At 45.5% G+C, this 15,177-nt stretch carries 14 protein-coding genes and 1 pseudogene; 5 read left to right on the forward strand and 10 right to left on the reverse strand.

The annotated features are described in order from the left end of the window. Positions 1-41 precede the first annotated feature (41 nt). Together MHB71_RS21230 and MHB71_RS21235 are read right to left on the reverse strand one after the other, a co-directional pair. A complete protein-coding gene (locus MHB71_RS21230; protein WP_340027591.1) occupies positions 42-1,535 on the reverse strand; it encodes a class I adenylate-forming enzyme family protein in 1,494 nt (497 codons plus the stop codon). Then, positions 1,532-1,771, reverse strand: a complete 240-nt coding sequence (locus MHB71_RS21235; protein WP_017690656.1) for a phosphopantetheine-binding protein — start codon at positions 1,769-1,771, stop codon at positions 1,532-1,534. The genes MHB71_RS21230 and MHB71_RS21235 overlap by 4 nt, the downstream gene beginning before the upstream one ends. A 224-nt stretch (positions 1,772-1,995) precedes the next feature. Here MHB71_RS21235 and MHB71_RS21240 point away from each other — a divergent pair. Beyond that, a pseudogene (locus tag MHB71_RS21240) lies at positions 1,996-2,149 on the forward strand (IS256 family transposase); the annotation flags it as partial. A 969-nt stretch (positions 2,150-3,118) separates the two neighbouring features. On the opposite strand, the gene rlmD reads toward MHB71_RS21240, so the two are convergent. Both rlmD and MHB71_RS21250 read right to left on the reverse strand, forming a co-directional pair. Then, the gene (rlmD, locus tag MHB71_RS21245; RefSeq protein ID WP_340027593.1) at positions 3,119-4,729 is read right to left on the reverse strand and encodes a 23S rRNA (uracil(1939)-C(5))-methyltransferase RlmD; all 1,611 of its coding nucleotides are present in this window, start codon (positions 4,727-4,729) and stop codon (positions 3,119-3,121) included. 546 nt (positions 4,730-5,275) lie between these two features. Next, entirely contained in the window at positions 5,276-6,157 is an 882-nt protein-coding gene (locus MHB71_RS21250; RefSeq protein WP_340027595.1) for a diacylglycerol kinase, read from the reverse strand. A gap of 525 nt (positions 6,158-6,682) precedes the next feature. On the opposite strand from MHB71_RS21250, the gene MHB71_RS21255 reads away from it, so the two are divergent. Next, positions 6,683-7,399, forward strand: coding sequence for an NPP1 family protein (locus tag MHB71_RS21255; protein ID WP_340027597.1), 717 nt, complete (start codon positions 6,683-6,685; stop codon positions 7,397-7,399). A gap of 94 nt (positions 7,400-7,493) precedes the next feature. On the opposite strand, the gene MHB71_RS21260 is transcribed toward MHB71_RS21255, so the two are convergent. Beyond that, positions 7,494-7,910, reverse strand: coding sequence for a DUF4395 domain-containing protein (locus MHB71_RS21260; RefSeq protein WP_338590858.1), 417 nt, complete (start codon positions 7,908-7,910; stop codon positions 7,494-7,496). Between the two features lie 71 nt (positions 7,911-7,981). Then, positions 7,982-8,908, reverse strand: coding sequence for a 2-dehydropantoate 2-reductase N-terminal domain-containing protein (locus MHB71_RS21265; protein ID WP_340027599.1), 927 nt, complete (start codon positions 8,906-8,908; stop codon positions 7,982-7,984). A 168-nt stretch (positions 8,909-9,076) separates the two neighbouring features. Here MHB71_RS21265 and MHB71_RS21270 point away from each other — a divergent pair, with 168 nt between their 5' ends. After that, positions 9,077-9,646: a TetR/AcrR family transcriptional regulator gene (locus MHB71_RS21270; protein WP_340027600.1), complete on the forward strand. Its 570-nt coding sequence runs from the start codon at positions 9,077-9,079 to the stop codon at positions 9,644-9,646. A 145-nt stretch (positions 9,647-9,791) separates the two neighbouring features. Here MHB71_RS21270 and MHB71_RS21275 read toward each other — a convergent pair whose 3' ends face one another. Together MHB71_RS21275 and MHB71_RS21280 are read right to left on the reverse strand one after the other, a co-directional pair. Then, positions 9,792-10,577, reverse strand: coding sequence for a CbiX/SirB N-terminal domain-containing protein (locus MHB71_RS21275; protein WP_340027601.1), 786 nt, complete (start codon positions 10,575-10,577; stop codon positions 9,792-9,794). Position 10,578: 1 nt separating this feature from the next. Beyond that, the gene (locus MHB71_RS21280; RefSeq protein ID WP_017690665.1) at positions 10,579-10,869 is read right to left on the reverse strand and encodes a YerC/YecD family TrpR-related protein; all 291 of its coding nucleotides are present in this window, start codon (positions 10,867-10,869) and stop codon (positions 10,579-10,581) included. Between the two features lie 452 nt (positions 10,870-11,321). Here MHB71_RS21280 and MHB71_RS21285 point away from each other — a divergent pair, with 452 nt between their 5' ends. Then, entirely contained in the window at positions 11,322-11,957 is a 636-nt protein-coding gene (locus MHB71_RS21285; protein ID WP_338707753.1) for a hypothetical protein, read from the forward strand. Positions 11,958-12,090: 133 nt separating this feature from the next. Beyond that, complete coding sequence (locus tag MHB71_RS21290) at positions 12,091-13,179, forward strand: DNA alkylation repair protein (protein WP_338707752.1); 1,089 nt, start codon at positions 12,091-12,093, stop codon at positions 13,177-13,179. Between the two features lie 395 nt (positions 13,180-13,574). On the opposite strand, the gene MHB71_RS21295 is transcribed toward MHB71_RS21290, so the two are convergent. Continuing rightward, positions 13,575-14,036 (reverse strand): DIP1984 family protein, encoded by a 462-nt coding sequence (locus tag MHB71_RS21295; RefSeq protein WP_036668384.1) that lies wholly within the window; start codon positions 14,034-14,036, stop codon positions 13,575-13,577. Positions 14,037-14,164: 128 nt separating this feature from the next. Then, complete coding sequence (gene corA / locus MHB71_RS21300) at positions 14,165-15,124, reverse strand: magnesium/cobalt transporter CorA (RefSeq protein WP_036668386.1); 960 nt, start codon at positions 15,122-15,124, stop codon at positions 14,165-14,167. Positions 15,125-15,177 lie beyond the last annotated feature (53 nt).

Genomic DNA, 15,177 nt, shown 5'->3' on the forward strand with positions numbered 1-15,177 from the left:
TCACCCCTCGTTATCTGGTTAAATAGCTTAAGGATTTCGAATCAGTATATCTCATTTAGCAATAAGCGCTTCGTGCTTACCCTGTCCAGTTTTCCTGTTTTTGTTTTTGGAATGTTATCGATAATCCTCCATTGTCTAGGCACTTTATACGTTGACAAATGCAAGTTGCAATGTCGTGTCAGTGCATCTATATCAACCAGGCATTCATTAAAAACTTTCAGAAATGCGATAGGCACTTCGCCTAACAGATCATCGTGTACACCAACAACCATGACCTCCTCCACTTCTTTCAAGCCGTACAAAAATTCCTCGATTTCTTCCGGATAGATATTGATACCGCCGGATATAATGATATTCTTCTTTCGGCCTGTGAGTATAAGACACCCTGATTCATTCCAATATCCCAAATCTCCTGTCTTTAACCAACCCTCAACAATGGTAGCGTTCGTTAACTCCGGGTTTTTGTAATAACCGAGCATCACATTCGGGCCCTTGACCCAAATTTCTCCGATAGCAGCTCCTTCTACCTCATTCTCTTCTTCGTCAACAAGACGAATAGAAACGTCATTTATGGGTGATCCACAGGATAAGTAGCGCTCTCCCCGTTCCATCATGGTCACCCGCGGAGAAGCTTCGGTCAATCCATAGGTTTGAATAATGTCCGCGTGAGGAAATACAGTCTGAAGATGGTCTACTAATTTCGCGGGAATCGCCGCACCGCTAATTACAATAAATTCAATGGAATCAAAGGCACTCCAGTTCTTTGTCTGATGGAAATCGGAAACAAAGTGCATCAATTGCGTAGGCACCGCTGAGAATCCCGTGACCGCCTTATTCTGAAACAGTTTAAACGCTGTGCGCGGCAGCAAGGGCAAGCTGATAAGTTTAATTCGGGTTCCATATAACATACAAGAAATCAATTGCGTGACAATCGTAGAACTGAAATGAACGGGCATCGTTACAAGAAACGAATCTTGTTCTGTATACCCCACCTTTCCGCCATGTGCCAACGCATTCGTTAATACATTCCAATGGGATAACATAACGATTTTAGATTTTCCGGTTGTGCCCGATGTAGGAAGGAGAATCGCACATTGATTGGGATCGGACTGATTGGTTAACGAGATCGATTCGAACGAAGGCATTGGTTCTTGCGATAAATCCTGAGCGGTAACCCAAGGTATGTCGCAATTTAAATGCGCTGGCTGTGCAGATTTGCTGATAACCAATTTGGCGTCACTGGCATTTAAAATATTTTCAATTTCAGTATTGGACGCCGAATAAGGAACCGGTACTAACACATAACCGCAGAATTGAATGCCCAGCGCCGCAAAAATGAACAAGGGCTCATTATTTGTGTATAATGCAAGATGACTTCCGGACTCAAGTTCAAAATTCTTGTGGATATATAAAGAAATCAAGTAAGCTTCTGTCATCACTTCTGCGTAAGTCCATTGCTGCTTTAGATCTTCAAGGATAATATGATCTTGGCGATCAGAGGCCTCCAGAAATAGACGCTGAATGATAGTCATCATAGCGTTTTCACAGTCAAATAATTAAGGATTAATCCAGCCGTGGAGAACTTCTCAAATAACAGATCTTCATCAGGGATCGAGATGTTAAACTTCGATTCCATTAAAACAATAAGCTTGATGAAGCCTACTGAATCGATCCCTTGGTCCAACAAACGGGTATCGTGGCCTTCCGGATACTCGATGTCCAGCTCAGCAAAAATTTCATCTCTCAAGATAGATTCTATTGATTTAGACATCATATTCCCCCGTTAGATAATCTTTAGAAAGGCTGATTAAAGAGGATAGTATACGTGATGAGCAAGTGAAAGTGATTTGAAGAAAAAAAAGTTCATAACGATGTACAAGGTGAATTTGCACTGAAAGAGTTGTTTGCATAGTTGTATGCAGAGATTCTGCAATTCATGCTGGAGGCGGAGTATGACACGATGCAGGACATAAAAAGCTTGACGCGAAGAGTACAACGACGGAAATAATTGAGGGTTACCATCGTCAACATCGCAAAACCTAAAGAAAAAAGCATTTTCCCAAGCAATGAAGCGTTGCTGAAAATGCTCTACAAAACTACGATGAATGTCACTCGTAAATGGACAGAGTGTATATACAACTGGGAGTAAGCCCCCAATCAACTCTCCATTTTCTTCCTCGACGGGATCGAACTATACTGCGTAAAGGCTTTCTTGGTAGCGTTTACACTAGTAGATTTACAGCACCAAGCGCCCGATATATTTAATATAATTACAAATATACCAATTGTCAACATTTTTGAAAAAGCCCGTTGATGCCCTCTGGAATTCCATTCGTCATCTGGTTGTTTCTCTCATTTGTGATTGTTTCAAAATGTGTATGGTTAAGGGAAAATATAGTTAACGCAACCATTCCAGTCATAAAGAATACGCTTAATACAATAAACATTGTCAGAATGCTTCATAACCACAATGTCGAAGTGTTTTCGTCTAGGGACTGTTAAGCTTACGAGGAAACAGACGAGCGGAGATATTGATAAGGAGAACGGCTCGACTTCAAACTGGAATCGCTCACGAACACGATACAGAATCACGTGTATCAGCGTACAAAGCTGAGTTAATGAAGTTTGCCTCGCTTTGACGTCCAATCGAAATCAGTTATAACTCTAGCACATGGGTAAACACGGTTTCCAGTAACCTCTTTCATCCGTTCGGAAAGAGGTTACTGGTACGAAAGTCTGGCAGTTGGCCAGCGGCGAGCCACATGAAGATGATATTTTCACGAACCGCCCTACAAGGCTTCTCTACCCACATTTGGCTACAAGCGTGATGATAAGAATCTTCTACTGGATGAGATCTATGCCCCTATAGTTCAAGAAATTTCACCTCTATCTGTATTATAGGTACAAAAAAAGACACGGAAGAACAACTCCGTGCCTATATAAAGCAATTATCCCGCTTCACCAAACTTCAAATTGAAGGTCAACAAGTCTTTAAGCAGGCACTTCAAAGACTTATTCAAAAAATTGAAGTTATTAAAGACGGTTCAATCAAAGCCATACATTACATATTTCCCGTCCTCAATCCATAAGGAAGTTGGAACAACGAGAGGCGTAGGAATTAATCCTGCCCCTTCCATTTTAACATCGCCACTGATTCCACATGCACCGTATGCGGGAACATATCCACCGGCGTTACCTCCACGGTGCGATAGCCGCCATCTTCCAACACACGAAGATCACGTGCCAGCGTACTCGGATTACAACTCACGTAAACCACGCGTTCCGGCTTCATCTCCAGGATGGTATCGAGCAAACGCGGGTCGCAGCCTTTCCGTGGTGGGTCGACAACGATGACGTCAGCTTCGATGCCTTGTTCTTTCCAGCGCGGGATGACGTCCTCAGAGGCACCAACTTGGAACTTGACGTTGCGCATCTCGTTCAATAGAGCATTGCTACGCGCATCCTCAATCGCTTCGGGCACGATCTCTACCCCGTACACCTGATCCGCATGTTGCGCGAGGAAAAGAGAGATCGTTCCGATGCCGCAATAAGCATCAATTACAGTTTCTTTGCCGCTCAGTCCTGCGTACTCTACCGTTTTCCCATACAGTACTTCCGTCTGCACTGGATTCACCTGATAGAACGAACGAGCCGAGATCGCAAACTGAACATCACCGATATAATCATAAATTACATCACGGCCCCACAGGACGCGGGTCTCATCGCCAAAGATGACGTTGGTCTGTTTCTTGTTCACGTTCTGGCAGATGCTTGCCACATGCGGAATCGCTTCACGGATACTGCCAATCCATTCGTCTTTGTACGGAATGTCTCGACCATTCGTGACCAGTACGAGCATCATCTCGCCAGTACGGAATGCCTTCTTCACAACCACGTGACGTAGCAAGCCGCGACCTGTCTCTTCGTTATAGGCGCTAATACCAAAATGACTGCCGATCTCCTTAACCTTCGCAACCACTTCGTCATTATGCTCATGCTGAATGAGACAGCTCTCCATATCAATGATCCGGTGACTTCCTTTAGCGTAAAAACCACCTACCAAACCACCCTCGGCAGCTCCAATGGGCACCTGTGCCTTGTTCCGATATCGCCACGGCTCGTCCATACCCATCGTAGGCAGTACGCGAATCGCGTGTTCTGTATCTTCTGCATCCTCCACCATCACGTTCAACTTGCCAATCCGCTCCAAATTATCGACCACCAACTGGCGTTTCCACGCAAGCTGTCCGGCATAACTCATATGCTGGATCTGGCAGCCGCCGCACTGATCGTAGATCGGGCAAGGCGCGGACACACGATCCGGGCTTGCTTTCACAATCTCCAGCAATTTGGCGTAGCCATACTGCTTCTTGGTTTTCATCACGCGCACACGCACGGTTTCACCTGGAAGCGCACCCTGCACAAAGAGCGTGTATCCATTCGCACGACCTACACCCTCACCGTCATGGTTCATGCCAATGATGTCGATGACGGTCTCTTCATTTTTGCTAACGGGCAGTCCTTCGATTGGTGCAGATTCACGTGTTCTTCCCTTTGGACGAACGGCAGAAAGAGATGCGCCTTGTGGCCGCACCTCTTTTCCCTGCTGACGTGTAGATGGACGAGATGATTGACTTGGCTGACGGGACGCTGAAGCGTTCCCTTGCCCCTGAGAGGCAGCCGAATTCCGGCGGTTTTTTCCACGACCGCTGCGGTTCGTATTAGACAACGTACATTCACTTCTTTCTTCTTATATAGTATCACATCAAAAAATAACGTTCCGAATTTCTAATGAACTTCAGAAACGTTATATCATCTTCGGATGGTGTTTTCCAACCTTTTTCGGTCATTTTCTCCAAAATAACGACGTTGAGATTCGTTAGATTCACAACTTCGGCGATTTCGCCACATTAAGGCTTTCTGAGTTCGTTAGCAGCCAGCCGGCATTCGACCAAACTGTTACATTCAGCACGGTGTACCACATCGCAGTACCATTGAACTAGACCAGCTCTTTTAACCTTCACTATTCAATATTCAATATTCACTGTTCACGTTCACTCAATCACCACAATCTGCCCTGTATCAGCTCAACGCATAGTGACCACATGAGATTATACGCGATCCCACTGTACACAGCAACTGGAAAATACACTTCCATCACGCCTTACGGCAGAGCTGAATCCAACTCTCCTCACCACTTGTGCGATGCTATACAACAACCACTGCGGCATTAACGCTTTCCGCAAGCGACCACATTCTCCGCCAAGTGCCAAGTTTAACGATACAACATCAGATGATGACGCAAATTCGTAAAGGTAGCTGGCAATGTACCGCCCAACTCTCCATCGAGGTTCAATTGTACATATCCCGGGGACGTAACTTCCATATGACTCGTCTGGAAATGAACCACTTTCTTGTCGTTCAGATGCTCCCCACGCAGCGCGAGCGTTACGAGGCGAATCATATCGGCCAGATTACATTTGCGGACACCGATCACATCGAACAGACCATCATCGATGGTTGCACCTGGAGCCAACTTCTCAAATCCCCCGACCGAATTGGTATTGGCGATGAGGAATAACATGAATTCATCATGGATCTCTTCCTGACCGTCGGCGCGAATAATCAGCTCCTGAGGAGACAGGCTCGCCATTTTCTCAATACCCTTCATGTAATAGGCCAGTTGCCCAATCATCGTTTTCAGACGACTCGGTACTTCATAGGTCAGTTCAGTCAGTGATCCGCCACCGGCGATGTTGATAAAATATTTATCATTCGCTTTGCCTAGATCGAGCGGACGAAGATGCTGGTTAATGACCAGATCCACGTAATCCTCCCACTGTCTCGGAATGCCGAGTGCACGTGCAAAATCATTCGTTGTTCCCAAAGGGAACACACCCAGCGGAGGACGATTCTCCCGCTCAGCCATACCATTGATAACTTCATACAACGTGCCATCGCCACCAGCAGCAATAATCATGTCATATCCGCGTTCAATTGCCAGTTCAGCTTCCCGGGTTGCGTCACCTTCACCCGTTGTTGCGTGACATGAAGCTTCAATACCACCTTGATCCAAACGCTGCAAAATATCAGCCAGACGTTTCTTCATTTCTTCCCGGCCTGAGGTCGGATTATATATTAAGCGAGCTTTTTTCATCTCATACGCCACCTATTCCACATTATCCATGAGTCTAAACGACCTCATATTCTTACGTTGCATCAGTCCACAAAAGGGCATATTTTTTACACAATAATGAACTTGCGTTCATTCTGCTCTAATCTTTCGACTTACCTATATCTATGCATCAGGAATTCCGTCTCATTCCAAAGCCTTTAACTCCTATCATATCATCAAATGTAAAGATGTCCTAGCCTGTAATGTATAAGTATATTTTAACATATAAATACCCACTAATCTGCCTATTACCCAATAAACCTCACGCACCGATCCTGAATCTTCCCCACTACCTTTTATGTAAAATAGTCTCATTAATCAACCATTCTGCCCGCTTAGGCAGGAATTAGTCTTCGATTTCGATGATCTACATATGATTATGACATAGATATGCTACAAATTTACAAATCTTAAGATGAAAAGATAAATAACATAAACCTTTTTCCAATATAGTTTTAGTGAACCCTCGACTTAGCACCACATCATACCCTTGAAGGAGAATTGTAAATGAAAAAAATCGTGTTAATGCTCATGGTTTCGCTTATGGCATGTATTCCTTGGGTCACCGTTGTTGAAGCAGCAGAAATCAATCATGATCAGGTTGTCGGATTTCAGGAAGTCTCACCAGTCACCGTAATGCAACAAGCAGCCAAGCGTTTTCAGCCGTTTTTGAAGGTCTATCATGGTTGTGTGCCTTTTCCCGCAGTGGATCAACAGGGCAATACCAGTGCTGGCTTGAATACGTCCGGGTCATCGAATGGGAACTGTAGCTCAAGTACAGGGCAGATCTACTCCCGCTCCACATGGCACAATGGGGTGTGGGCTATCATGTATTCGTGGTATTTCCCCAAAGACTCCCCTTCCTCTGGACTCGGCCATCGTCATGATTGGGAAGGAATCGTCGTGTGGGTCGATAATCCGGCAGCTGCCAATTCCAAAATCCTCTCTATCGCATATTCCGGTCACGGCCAGTTTACAAAAGTTACACCGAACAATAACAATACACAAGGTAACCATCCGTTGATTTCCTACAATAGTACCTGGCCGCTGAACCATGAGCTTGGCGTTACTAATGCTGTGGGTGGAACTCAGCCTTTGATCGGATGGGACGATCTGACTTCTGCGGCACGAAATGCACTCAACACGACAAACTTCGGTAGCGCCAACGTGCCTTTCAACGATAACAATTTTACCAACAATTTAAATAAGGCCTGGTTCAGATAAAAAAATCCCCTTCAAGTGGCAGCTCACTTGAGGGGGATTTCATTATGAAGTTATTGTAGTATCCCGGATACCTGTATCACTTCTTCAACCAACTTCAAAATCCGATTTTTCTGCCTGCACGCAGCTGTTTATACCAGAAATAGACGGTGCAGCCTACACAATAACCCAGCAGCGCCGCGCTTGCAGCCGCGAGAAGCATGACGGAGAATACATAACCTGCGGCTACCCAGCCAAGCGAGAACGAGATGAGTGCCAGAGACAGGAAGAGCACGGCCAGAATATTGTTGAATCGCTGCAGCTCCACCGCCTGCGTCTCTGTACCTTTACCAGTCAACACAGCTTTCCCAATCTGCACAAACAGATTAAGCTTGCCACTGGAAGCCAGACCAACCACCTGAATGCTCCAGAGCGCTCCCAGAACTACAATTGGATTGAACACAAACGAGAGTAAAACAAACAATACAATACCGACCTGATTTGCTTTCACATAACGCATGGGCACTTCCCGCATCTGTATATCTCCTTATCCCCATTTTATTAGTTGGTTTTATTGTAGTCGGTATTGGGTTAATGAGCAACACTTCATTTAAGGATAGTAAAATCTCTTTTCAGCACGTCCCAATGGGGAGTTGGGATGCCTGTTGTCTTTTTCCAATCGGTAAATGCATTATTTAATGCCTCAATCTCTCCAAAAGAACCTGCGACCAGCTTATGAACCGGAAGCATGCTATAGATCTTCAACAGAAGGTACAACATCCGTTGATGCTTGCGGATCATTTTAGCCTGAATCTCCGGTATAATCGTTATGCCCATAGCCTCAAGTACGCTAAAGCCTTCATCCATCGCCCCAATCATATGTTGGATTTGCTTTCTGTTCCCGTCCAACTTGATCAACTCACTCTCCTCATTAAAGCTCACCGCATTAAGCATCAGAATGGGGATGATATGGCTTTTCAACCAGGCATCAATATCGCTCAGAACATTTAACTTGTATTTCACATGTTGGAAAGCTTGGTCCAGTAAAGGTTTAAATCCTATCTCTCCGTCCAGACTGCCGATTACCATTTGTCCGCTGCCTCCACCGACCGATAACATGCGGTCCTTTTCCCGCTTCCCTGCACTCACATGGAATCCAAACGCGACCTGTTTTGCTACCCTGCTGTTTTCCTCCAAAAAGTTTTGCATGCTTCGTGCATCTGCGTTGTTTCCCACAATCACAATATTGCTGCTCTGATTGTCTGCCAGAATAGGTAACACTGAAGAAAAATCGTTATACTTCATGACAACAAAAATCAGATCATATTCGTCATCCACTTCCAACGTTCTGGCTACCCGAACCTGATCAACTGTCGTTTTGAATTGAAAAAAATGCCGGATGACGATTCCATCCTTCTCCAGCTCCTCTGCCCGCTTCCCTCTGGCCAGAATGGTGACTTCATTGCCGCCGCGCACCAGAACATGCGCCAGTTGACTGCCCAAAACCCCCGCACCATAAACTAATATCTTCATTGGTTATCCCTCAATTTCATATTTTATCAATATTCGTTGCTTTATGAACATTTGTTGATAAAATAAGATTAACAAAGCACCTACTGTGCTTCAATCGTTAAAATATCCGTTTTTGTTGAATAATCAACGAATGATTCCTTATTGTTGAAAACCATCATAGGAGGGGCCATGGACAGACGAGTACTCAAGACACGAAAGGCGATAATTGAAGCTTTTGTGGGGTTACTGGAGGAACAGGAATTCGAGCAAATTACGATAAACGATATTGCAGATCGGGCTAATATAAACCGAGGAACCATCTATTTGCATTATGCTGACAAGTTCGACCTGTTGGATCAATGCATTGAGACCTATTTGCAGCGGTTGTTGGATGCCTGTATGATCGAAAGCCCTACTACAACACCCGTTACGGCCAAGGATGCGCTGCTCCGAACCTTCAGTTATCTGGAACAGCATGCCTCTACCTATACCACACTTCTAACTAAAAAAGGTATTCCAGCGTTCCGTAGTAAGTTGATGACATTGTTGGTCCAGGGAGTACAGGATCAAATGGATGCTTGTGGAATCCAGGAAGGTATGAAAAAAGAGATTACCATACAGTTTCTTGCTTCCGCTGCTGTGGGCCTCCTGGAGTGGTGGATTATGAATTCCATGCCTTATCCGGCCGAGGAGATCGTTGACCAATTAATAAATTTACTGGAGCTACATCTGCAATTGCACGCACCCATTAATGGATAACCCAATCTCTTTCAAGTGATCTACAACAAACAAAAACCACGTCCTTCGACGTGGTTTAATTGTTTATGAAGCTATGGAGTTCAAATCAATTGATGCGACATTACTGCGAGCGATGTGATTACACACCTATGCCAAAGCAATCACTTCAAGAAGAAGCTTTAACTTCATTACATCTCTCCAGCAAAATCTGGATCTGATGCTCCAGCCACTGCCCGAGCAATGGATGTGGCAACAGTGTTTCACCGCTGTACACATAGTTCAGTTCTTGCAGCCGACCTGGGATAACGTTCCTCGTGAAATAACCGGCACTCAAAAACAGCGGCGCCACAATGACTCGGTTCCCCCGCTCTTCGCTCCAGTACTTCACTTTGTCGTACACACTCTCCGGATTCAGCAATGCATAATCCGTATGGGCTACACCACTAACTTCCTGCACACGCTCTGCAAGGGAAGAAATTCCAGCTTCCCAACGCTCGCGAAAACCATCATGAATACTCCCATGGCCTACCAGCAGAATCGTTTCTTCCTCCGGTTGCTGCGACAGTAATCGGACTTTGTCCCACACCATCACGGCAATATCCGGATCGTTATCCACCGGATAACCGAAGTGAACCCGAGCCTTCACATCGAACGGTTCCAGATCCGTTTCGCGATCAGGTGTTTCCTTTGCACCAATGGCATATTCAATTTCATCCACATGTGTACTCCCGGACGAAACAAATAGAGGTACAACCAGAATATCGGTTACGCCTTGTGCTTCCAGTCGGTCGATACCGTCCTGGATCAGGCGTCCTTCCACAAGTTCAAGAAAACCGGCTTCAACCGGTAATGGAACAGGCAGATTCAACCGGGAGATCGCGTCATCGACGGATTCCACCCAGGTCTGCTCCTGTGAACCGTGACTGATGATGAGTACACCCGGCTTCTTCATGTTAGCGTCCCAGGCGTTCCAGCGTCATTTTATAACCATCATTACCGTAATTCAGGCAGCGTTTCACACGTGAAATTGTAGCTGTACTCGCACCTGTCTCTGCTTCAATCTGGTTATACGTATTGCCTTTACCCAACATACGAGCCACTTCCAGCCGCTGGGACATGGATTGGATCTCGTTAACTGTGCAGAGGTCATCAAAGAAAACATAACACTCTTCAATATCTTTTAGCGTCAAAATAGCCTCGAATAGTTGTTCAATGCTTTTATCATTTAGCTTTTTCAGCTGCATTTCATCATCATCCCCTAGCGGTTACTGTGTACCTACATTGTACTCACCCTGAGTTGGTATTTCAAGCGTTACCGATTTCACGCACTACAGAATAAAAATACATGTTACCGCTTACAAAAGGTACTATTGTCCTCCCCTCGTGTACATCGGGCGAAATTTCCGCGCTTTTTCCCAGTTTTCACCTGTATATATCCGATTACTTATGTAGGATTTCAATCCTCCTAAATGTTACAATTTTGTGTCTAAACTTCATTTTACTCTTCGTGAACCTGCCATCTTACATGCGCCCAAATCCGCAAATATCCCGTTTTCCGGGATACCCGCCTACGCCGTCTCTCCGCGAATGACATACAGTATAACAAAAGGGAGTTCCACAAGGGTCTATGATGTACATCTGTCATGCAACTCATGGAACGCAATTCCGAAATCCAATAGAAGGAACGTGATTGTTCATGCCACAGCATTATTATCACCGCCAGCCAGCACCAGGGCAGCGTCCGTCTTCTCATGCTCATCGGCAGGCACATACTTCTGCCTATATGCCGCCCGGTGTGGTTCCGAGGTCTTTAAATGAAACTCAGATTCAACCGATGTATCCTGGAGTAGAGCCCCATTACCCGGGCTTTGGTGAAGTCGAAGCTTCTGCAGTCGTACCCTATGGGCAAGGTGTGGCTGGCGGGAACTTTTATGGAGGTGCAGCTCAGGTTCTTCCCCCAGCTCCGGTACCGGCGCCTGCTACTGGCAGTTCCGGCTTTTCATTAGCCAACATCGGTGAGTTAAAAGGAATGATCGACCGCTTCGGCGGTATTGATGGAATCATGACTGGAATAGGCAAAATGCAAAAGGTCGTCGGTGGTATCCAGCAGATGGCTCCGATGATGAAACTTGTTATGGGCATTCTGCCTTTTGGAAAAGGAAAAACGGATAGCAGCGCGGCCGATGCAGACTATGAAGAATATAAGCCGTCCCGCAAACGCAAAAACAAACGTCGGAACAAAGCAACGAATGTTCCACGTCGCCGTAATACGACTCCAACCCGTCGCAAATCCAATTCCACGAAGCGCCGTCCCAAAAGTCACAAAGGTTAAGAAGATTCAGGCACCCCCTTACAGAAGGCGGGTGCCTTAACACCGTCCATCCGTATACAAATAAATTCCAGGAACTTACGTTCTTATTTCTGTAATTTGAGGTATACTGGATAGTAACTAAAGGAGGCGGACCATGGAACTTATCAAAGATAAATACACTCCCGCATTAATCGATCGGACCGGCGAACAGATGCGTCAATTCTACCCTAAGCTGGATACACAGCAATTTCATGAATTGGTTTTCGCCGAAGGCTGGGAACAGTTGGAATTCAAAGCGCGCATTCGCAGAATCACACTGGCTTTGACCCAGGTACTGCCGGACAATTATGAGGAAGCATTACATATTATCGAACAAGCCGCCCCGACGATGAGAGGCGTTGAATATCTGTTTGTACCGGATTTTATCGAAGTGAACGGACTTGACCCAGAGGATTACGAGTTATCCATGAAGTATCTGACCCTCTTCACACCTTATTCCAGCTCGGAGTTCGCGGTACGCCCGTTTATTGAACATTATCCAATCCAAACGATGAAACATATGATGGCGTGGGCAGAGAGCAACAACGAGCATATCCGCAGACTTGCCAGTGAGGGCAGCCGGCCACGTTTGCCATGGGGTGCGAAACTCCAGAACTTTATCACTGATCCAACACCTGTACTTCCGATTCTGCATGCATTGAAACAGGACGAGTCCCTCTATGTTCGCAAAAGTGTCGCCAATCATCTGAATGACATCTCCAAGGACCACCCTGAACTGGTTATGGATCTGGCCACGACCTGGTACGGACAACATGCACACACAGACTGGATTGTCCGGCATGCCAGCAGGTCATTACTGAAGAAAGGACATCGCAAAGCACTGAGTCTTTTTGGTTATAACGAGCAGGATTCGATTCACATTGAGCAGCTTCAGCTTGTCCAGGATACGATTAGCATTGGCGAGGATCTTCATTTTTCGTTTGATGTCGTTAACGAGAGCGGCGAGTCCCAGATGCTGCGAATTGAATATGAGATGGGTTATATGAAGGCAAATGGCAAGCAGGCCCCCAAACGGTTCAAATGCTCCGATAAAATGTACCCGACAGGCAGAACCAAGGTAGCCACTAAACAATCGTTCAAAGTCATCACAACGAGAAAATATTATGCCGGTCTGCATACGCTTACCATTCTTGTGAATGGCAAAGAAGCAGCTACAACTTCTTTTGTTCTTGAAATGGAGTAAAAGGAAGTCATCATAAGTTATACACAGCTTGTTGAAGCGGAATAGTTATTCACATGTGGATACATTTTTTTCAAAACTTCTAATAGAAGAATCAGAAAGGCCACCTGGCAAACATCATCTCCCGACATTTATTACTGCCCGAGATCATGGCCCAGTGGCCTTCTTCATATGTAGTTCAAACTGCAATTCCCCTTACCCACCCTCACCGCTATCCAAAGACCTGCATATGGTCGTAACAATTAGAAAGATACACGATACATCCATGCTGCGCATTCTTGTAACAATATTGGGCTAAATGATGATATGGGTTAGACATGGCCCAGCGTCTACCAGGTTTCCAACTTCCCGTTGGTGGGTTATGCTCGCTTCATTTGGATAGGGTTACCGACGCAGTTTTATTCCTCGATTAAGTCTATGGTCCAGTTCTTCTCCTGAATTTTAAAATCCAGTTCCCGGTAGGATTTCGAAAGGCTATCCACTTTTTGTTGAATATCTGCTATGTTCACGGTTCGCTCATACTTCACTTCAGAACGACTGTACCGATCCTGGCGAATGGACGCATTCTGCAAAACCTCGTTAAACGATGCTCTTTCTTGCATGATTCCATCCCGCTCTGCAAGGGCATCTGCAAGCGTAACTCCAGCTGTGAAGTCAGTCTGTGCATTGGTCTTATTAATTTTCTTAACCAATACCGTCAGGCTCCGGATCGTATTCTCCAGGTCAATCATAAGCAACTGTGGGTCCTCTGCTGGCTGTTCACCTTCCTGAACTTTAACTACGCGTTCCAGACGTTGCTTGAGCTGAGCTATCTTCTTCTGCTCATCTGCACGCAGTACAAGAGCCTCTGCCAATCTCATCGTATCCCATCCTTCCACAATGATATGTATGGATAATTCATCCAGAATCTATTCACATATCGTTATATTTTACCTGTGGATACACGTTATTACAAGTTTTTGTTACTAACATCTGATTACACTGGTTCTCACTTAAACCAGCCCCGTTTTACAAACCAGGCGACCATGCTTCCGCCAAGCACAAACATCAACAGTAGCACCGCACCATACCCAAACTTCCATTGAAGCTCAGGCATATAGGCAAAGTTCATGCCATAAATACCCGCGATCAGTGTAAGCGGCATAAATACAGTCGTAATCACCGTGAGTGTCTTCATGATCTGATTCATCCGGTTGGAGTTCAGGGAAATATAACTATCGCGCAGGTCAGCGGTCATCTCCCGATCGGCTTCAATCATATCCGTCAGCTTCAATAAATGGTCATAGATATCGGTAAAATAAGCCGTATGTTCGCCTGTTCGTTGTACATGCTGGGAATTGACCACCCGATAGAGCAGATCCCGCATCGGTACTACCGTTCGTCTTAGCTTCAGCAATCGAGTCCGCAGATCAAACACCTGGTTCATCAAGTCTTCAACTGACTCCTGTCCACCCCGGTTCTCCAGTTCGGCCAGTTCATCCTCAATCGCAAATAGAGACGGAAAATAATGATCGACCAGCTTGTCCATCACCGTATAGGCTGCAGCCACCGGACCTCGTGCCCAGATGGTTCGTTCATGTGCATGGTGCAACAAGCGTTCCCACGCTTCATCTACTTCCTCCAAAACTCCATGATGAAAAGACACTAGGAAGTTTGATCCGAGAAACAAGTCAACCTCCTCGGCTTCCAGTGTGGACGGGTTCAGTGCATGTAGTACAAGAAACTGCAGATTATCATAATAATCAAGCTTTGGCCGCTGCAATACATGCAGACAGTCCTCAATAGCTAAAGGGTGAAAATGAAAATATGTATCCAGCAAACGACTTTCCTCTTCCGTTGGCTGGTTAAAATCGGCCCATACCCAGGCGTAATCGTTCAGATCCAGCTGTGTAAGTGGTACGTTAACGGAGACTTGATGTTCTCGTGTAATGGCGAGTGTACGAATCATAAATTAGACCACGTCCTTGTCCTGTATCTTTACTTCATTGTACAACTTTAACC

The sequence above is a fragment of the Paenibacillus sp. FSL H7-0940 genome (assembly GCF_037979415.1).
Lineage (GTDB): Bacteria > Bacillota > Bacilli > Paenibacillales > Paenibacillaceae > Paenibacillus > Paenibacillus amylolyticus.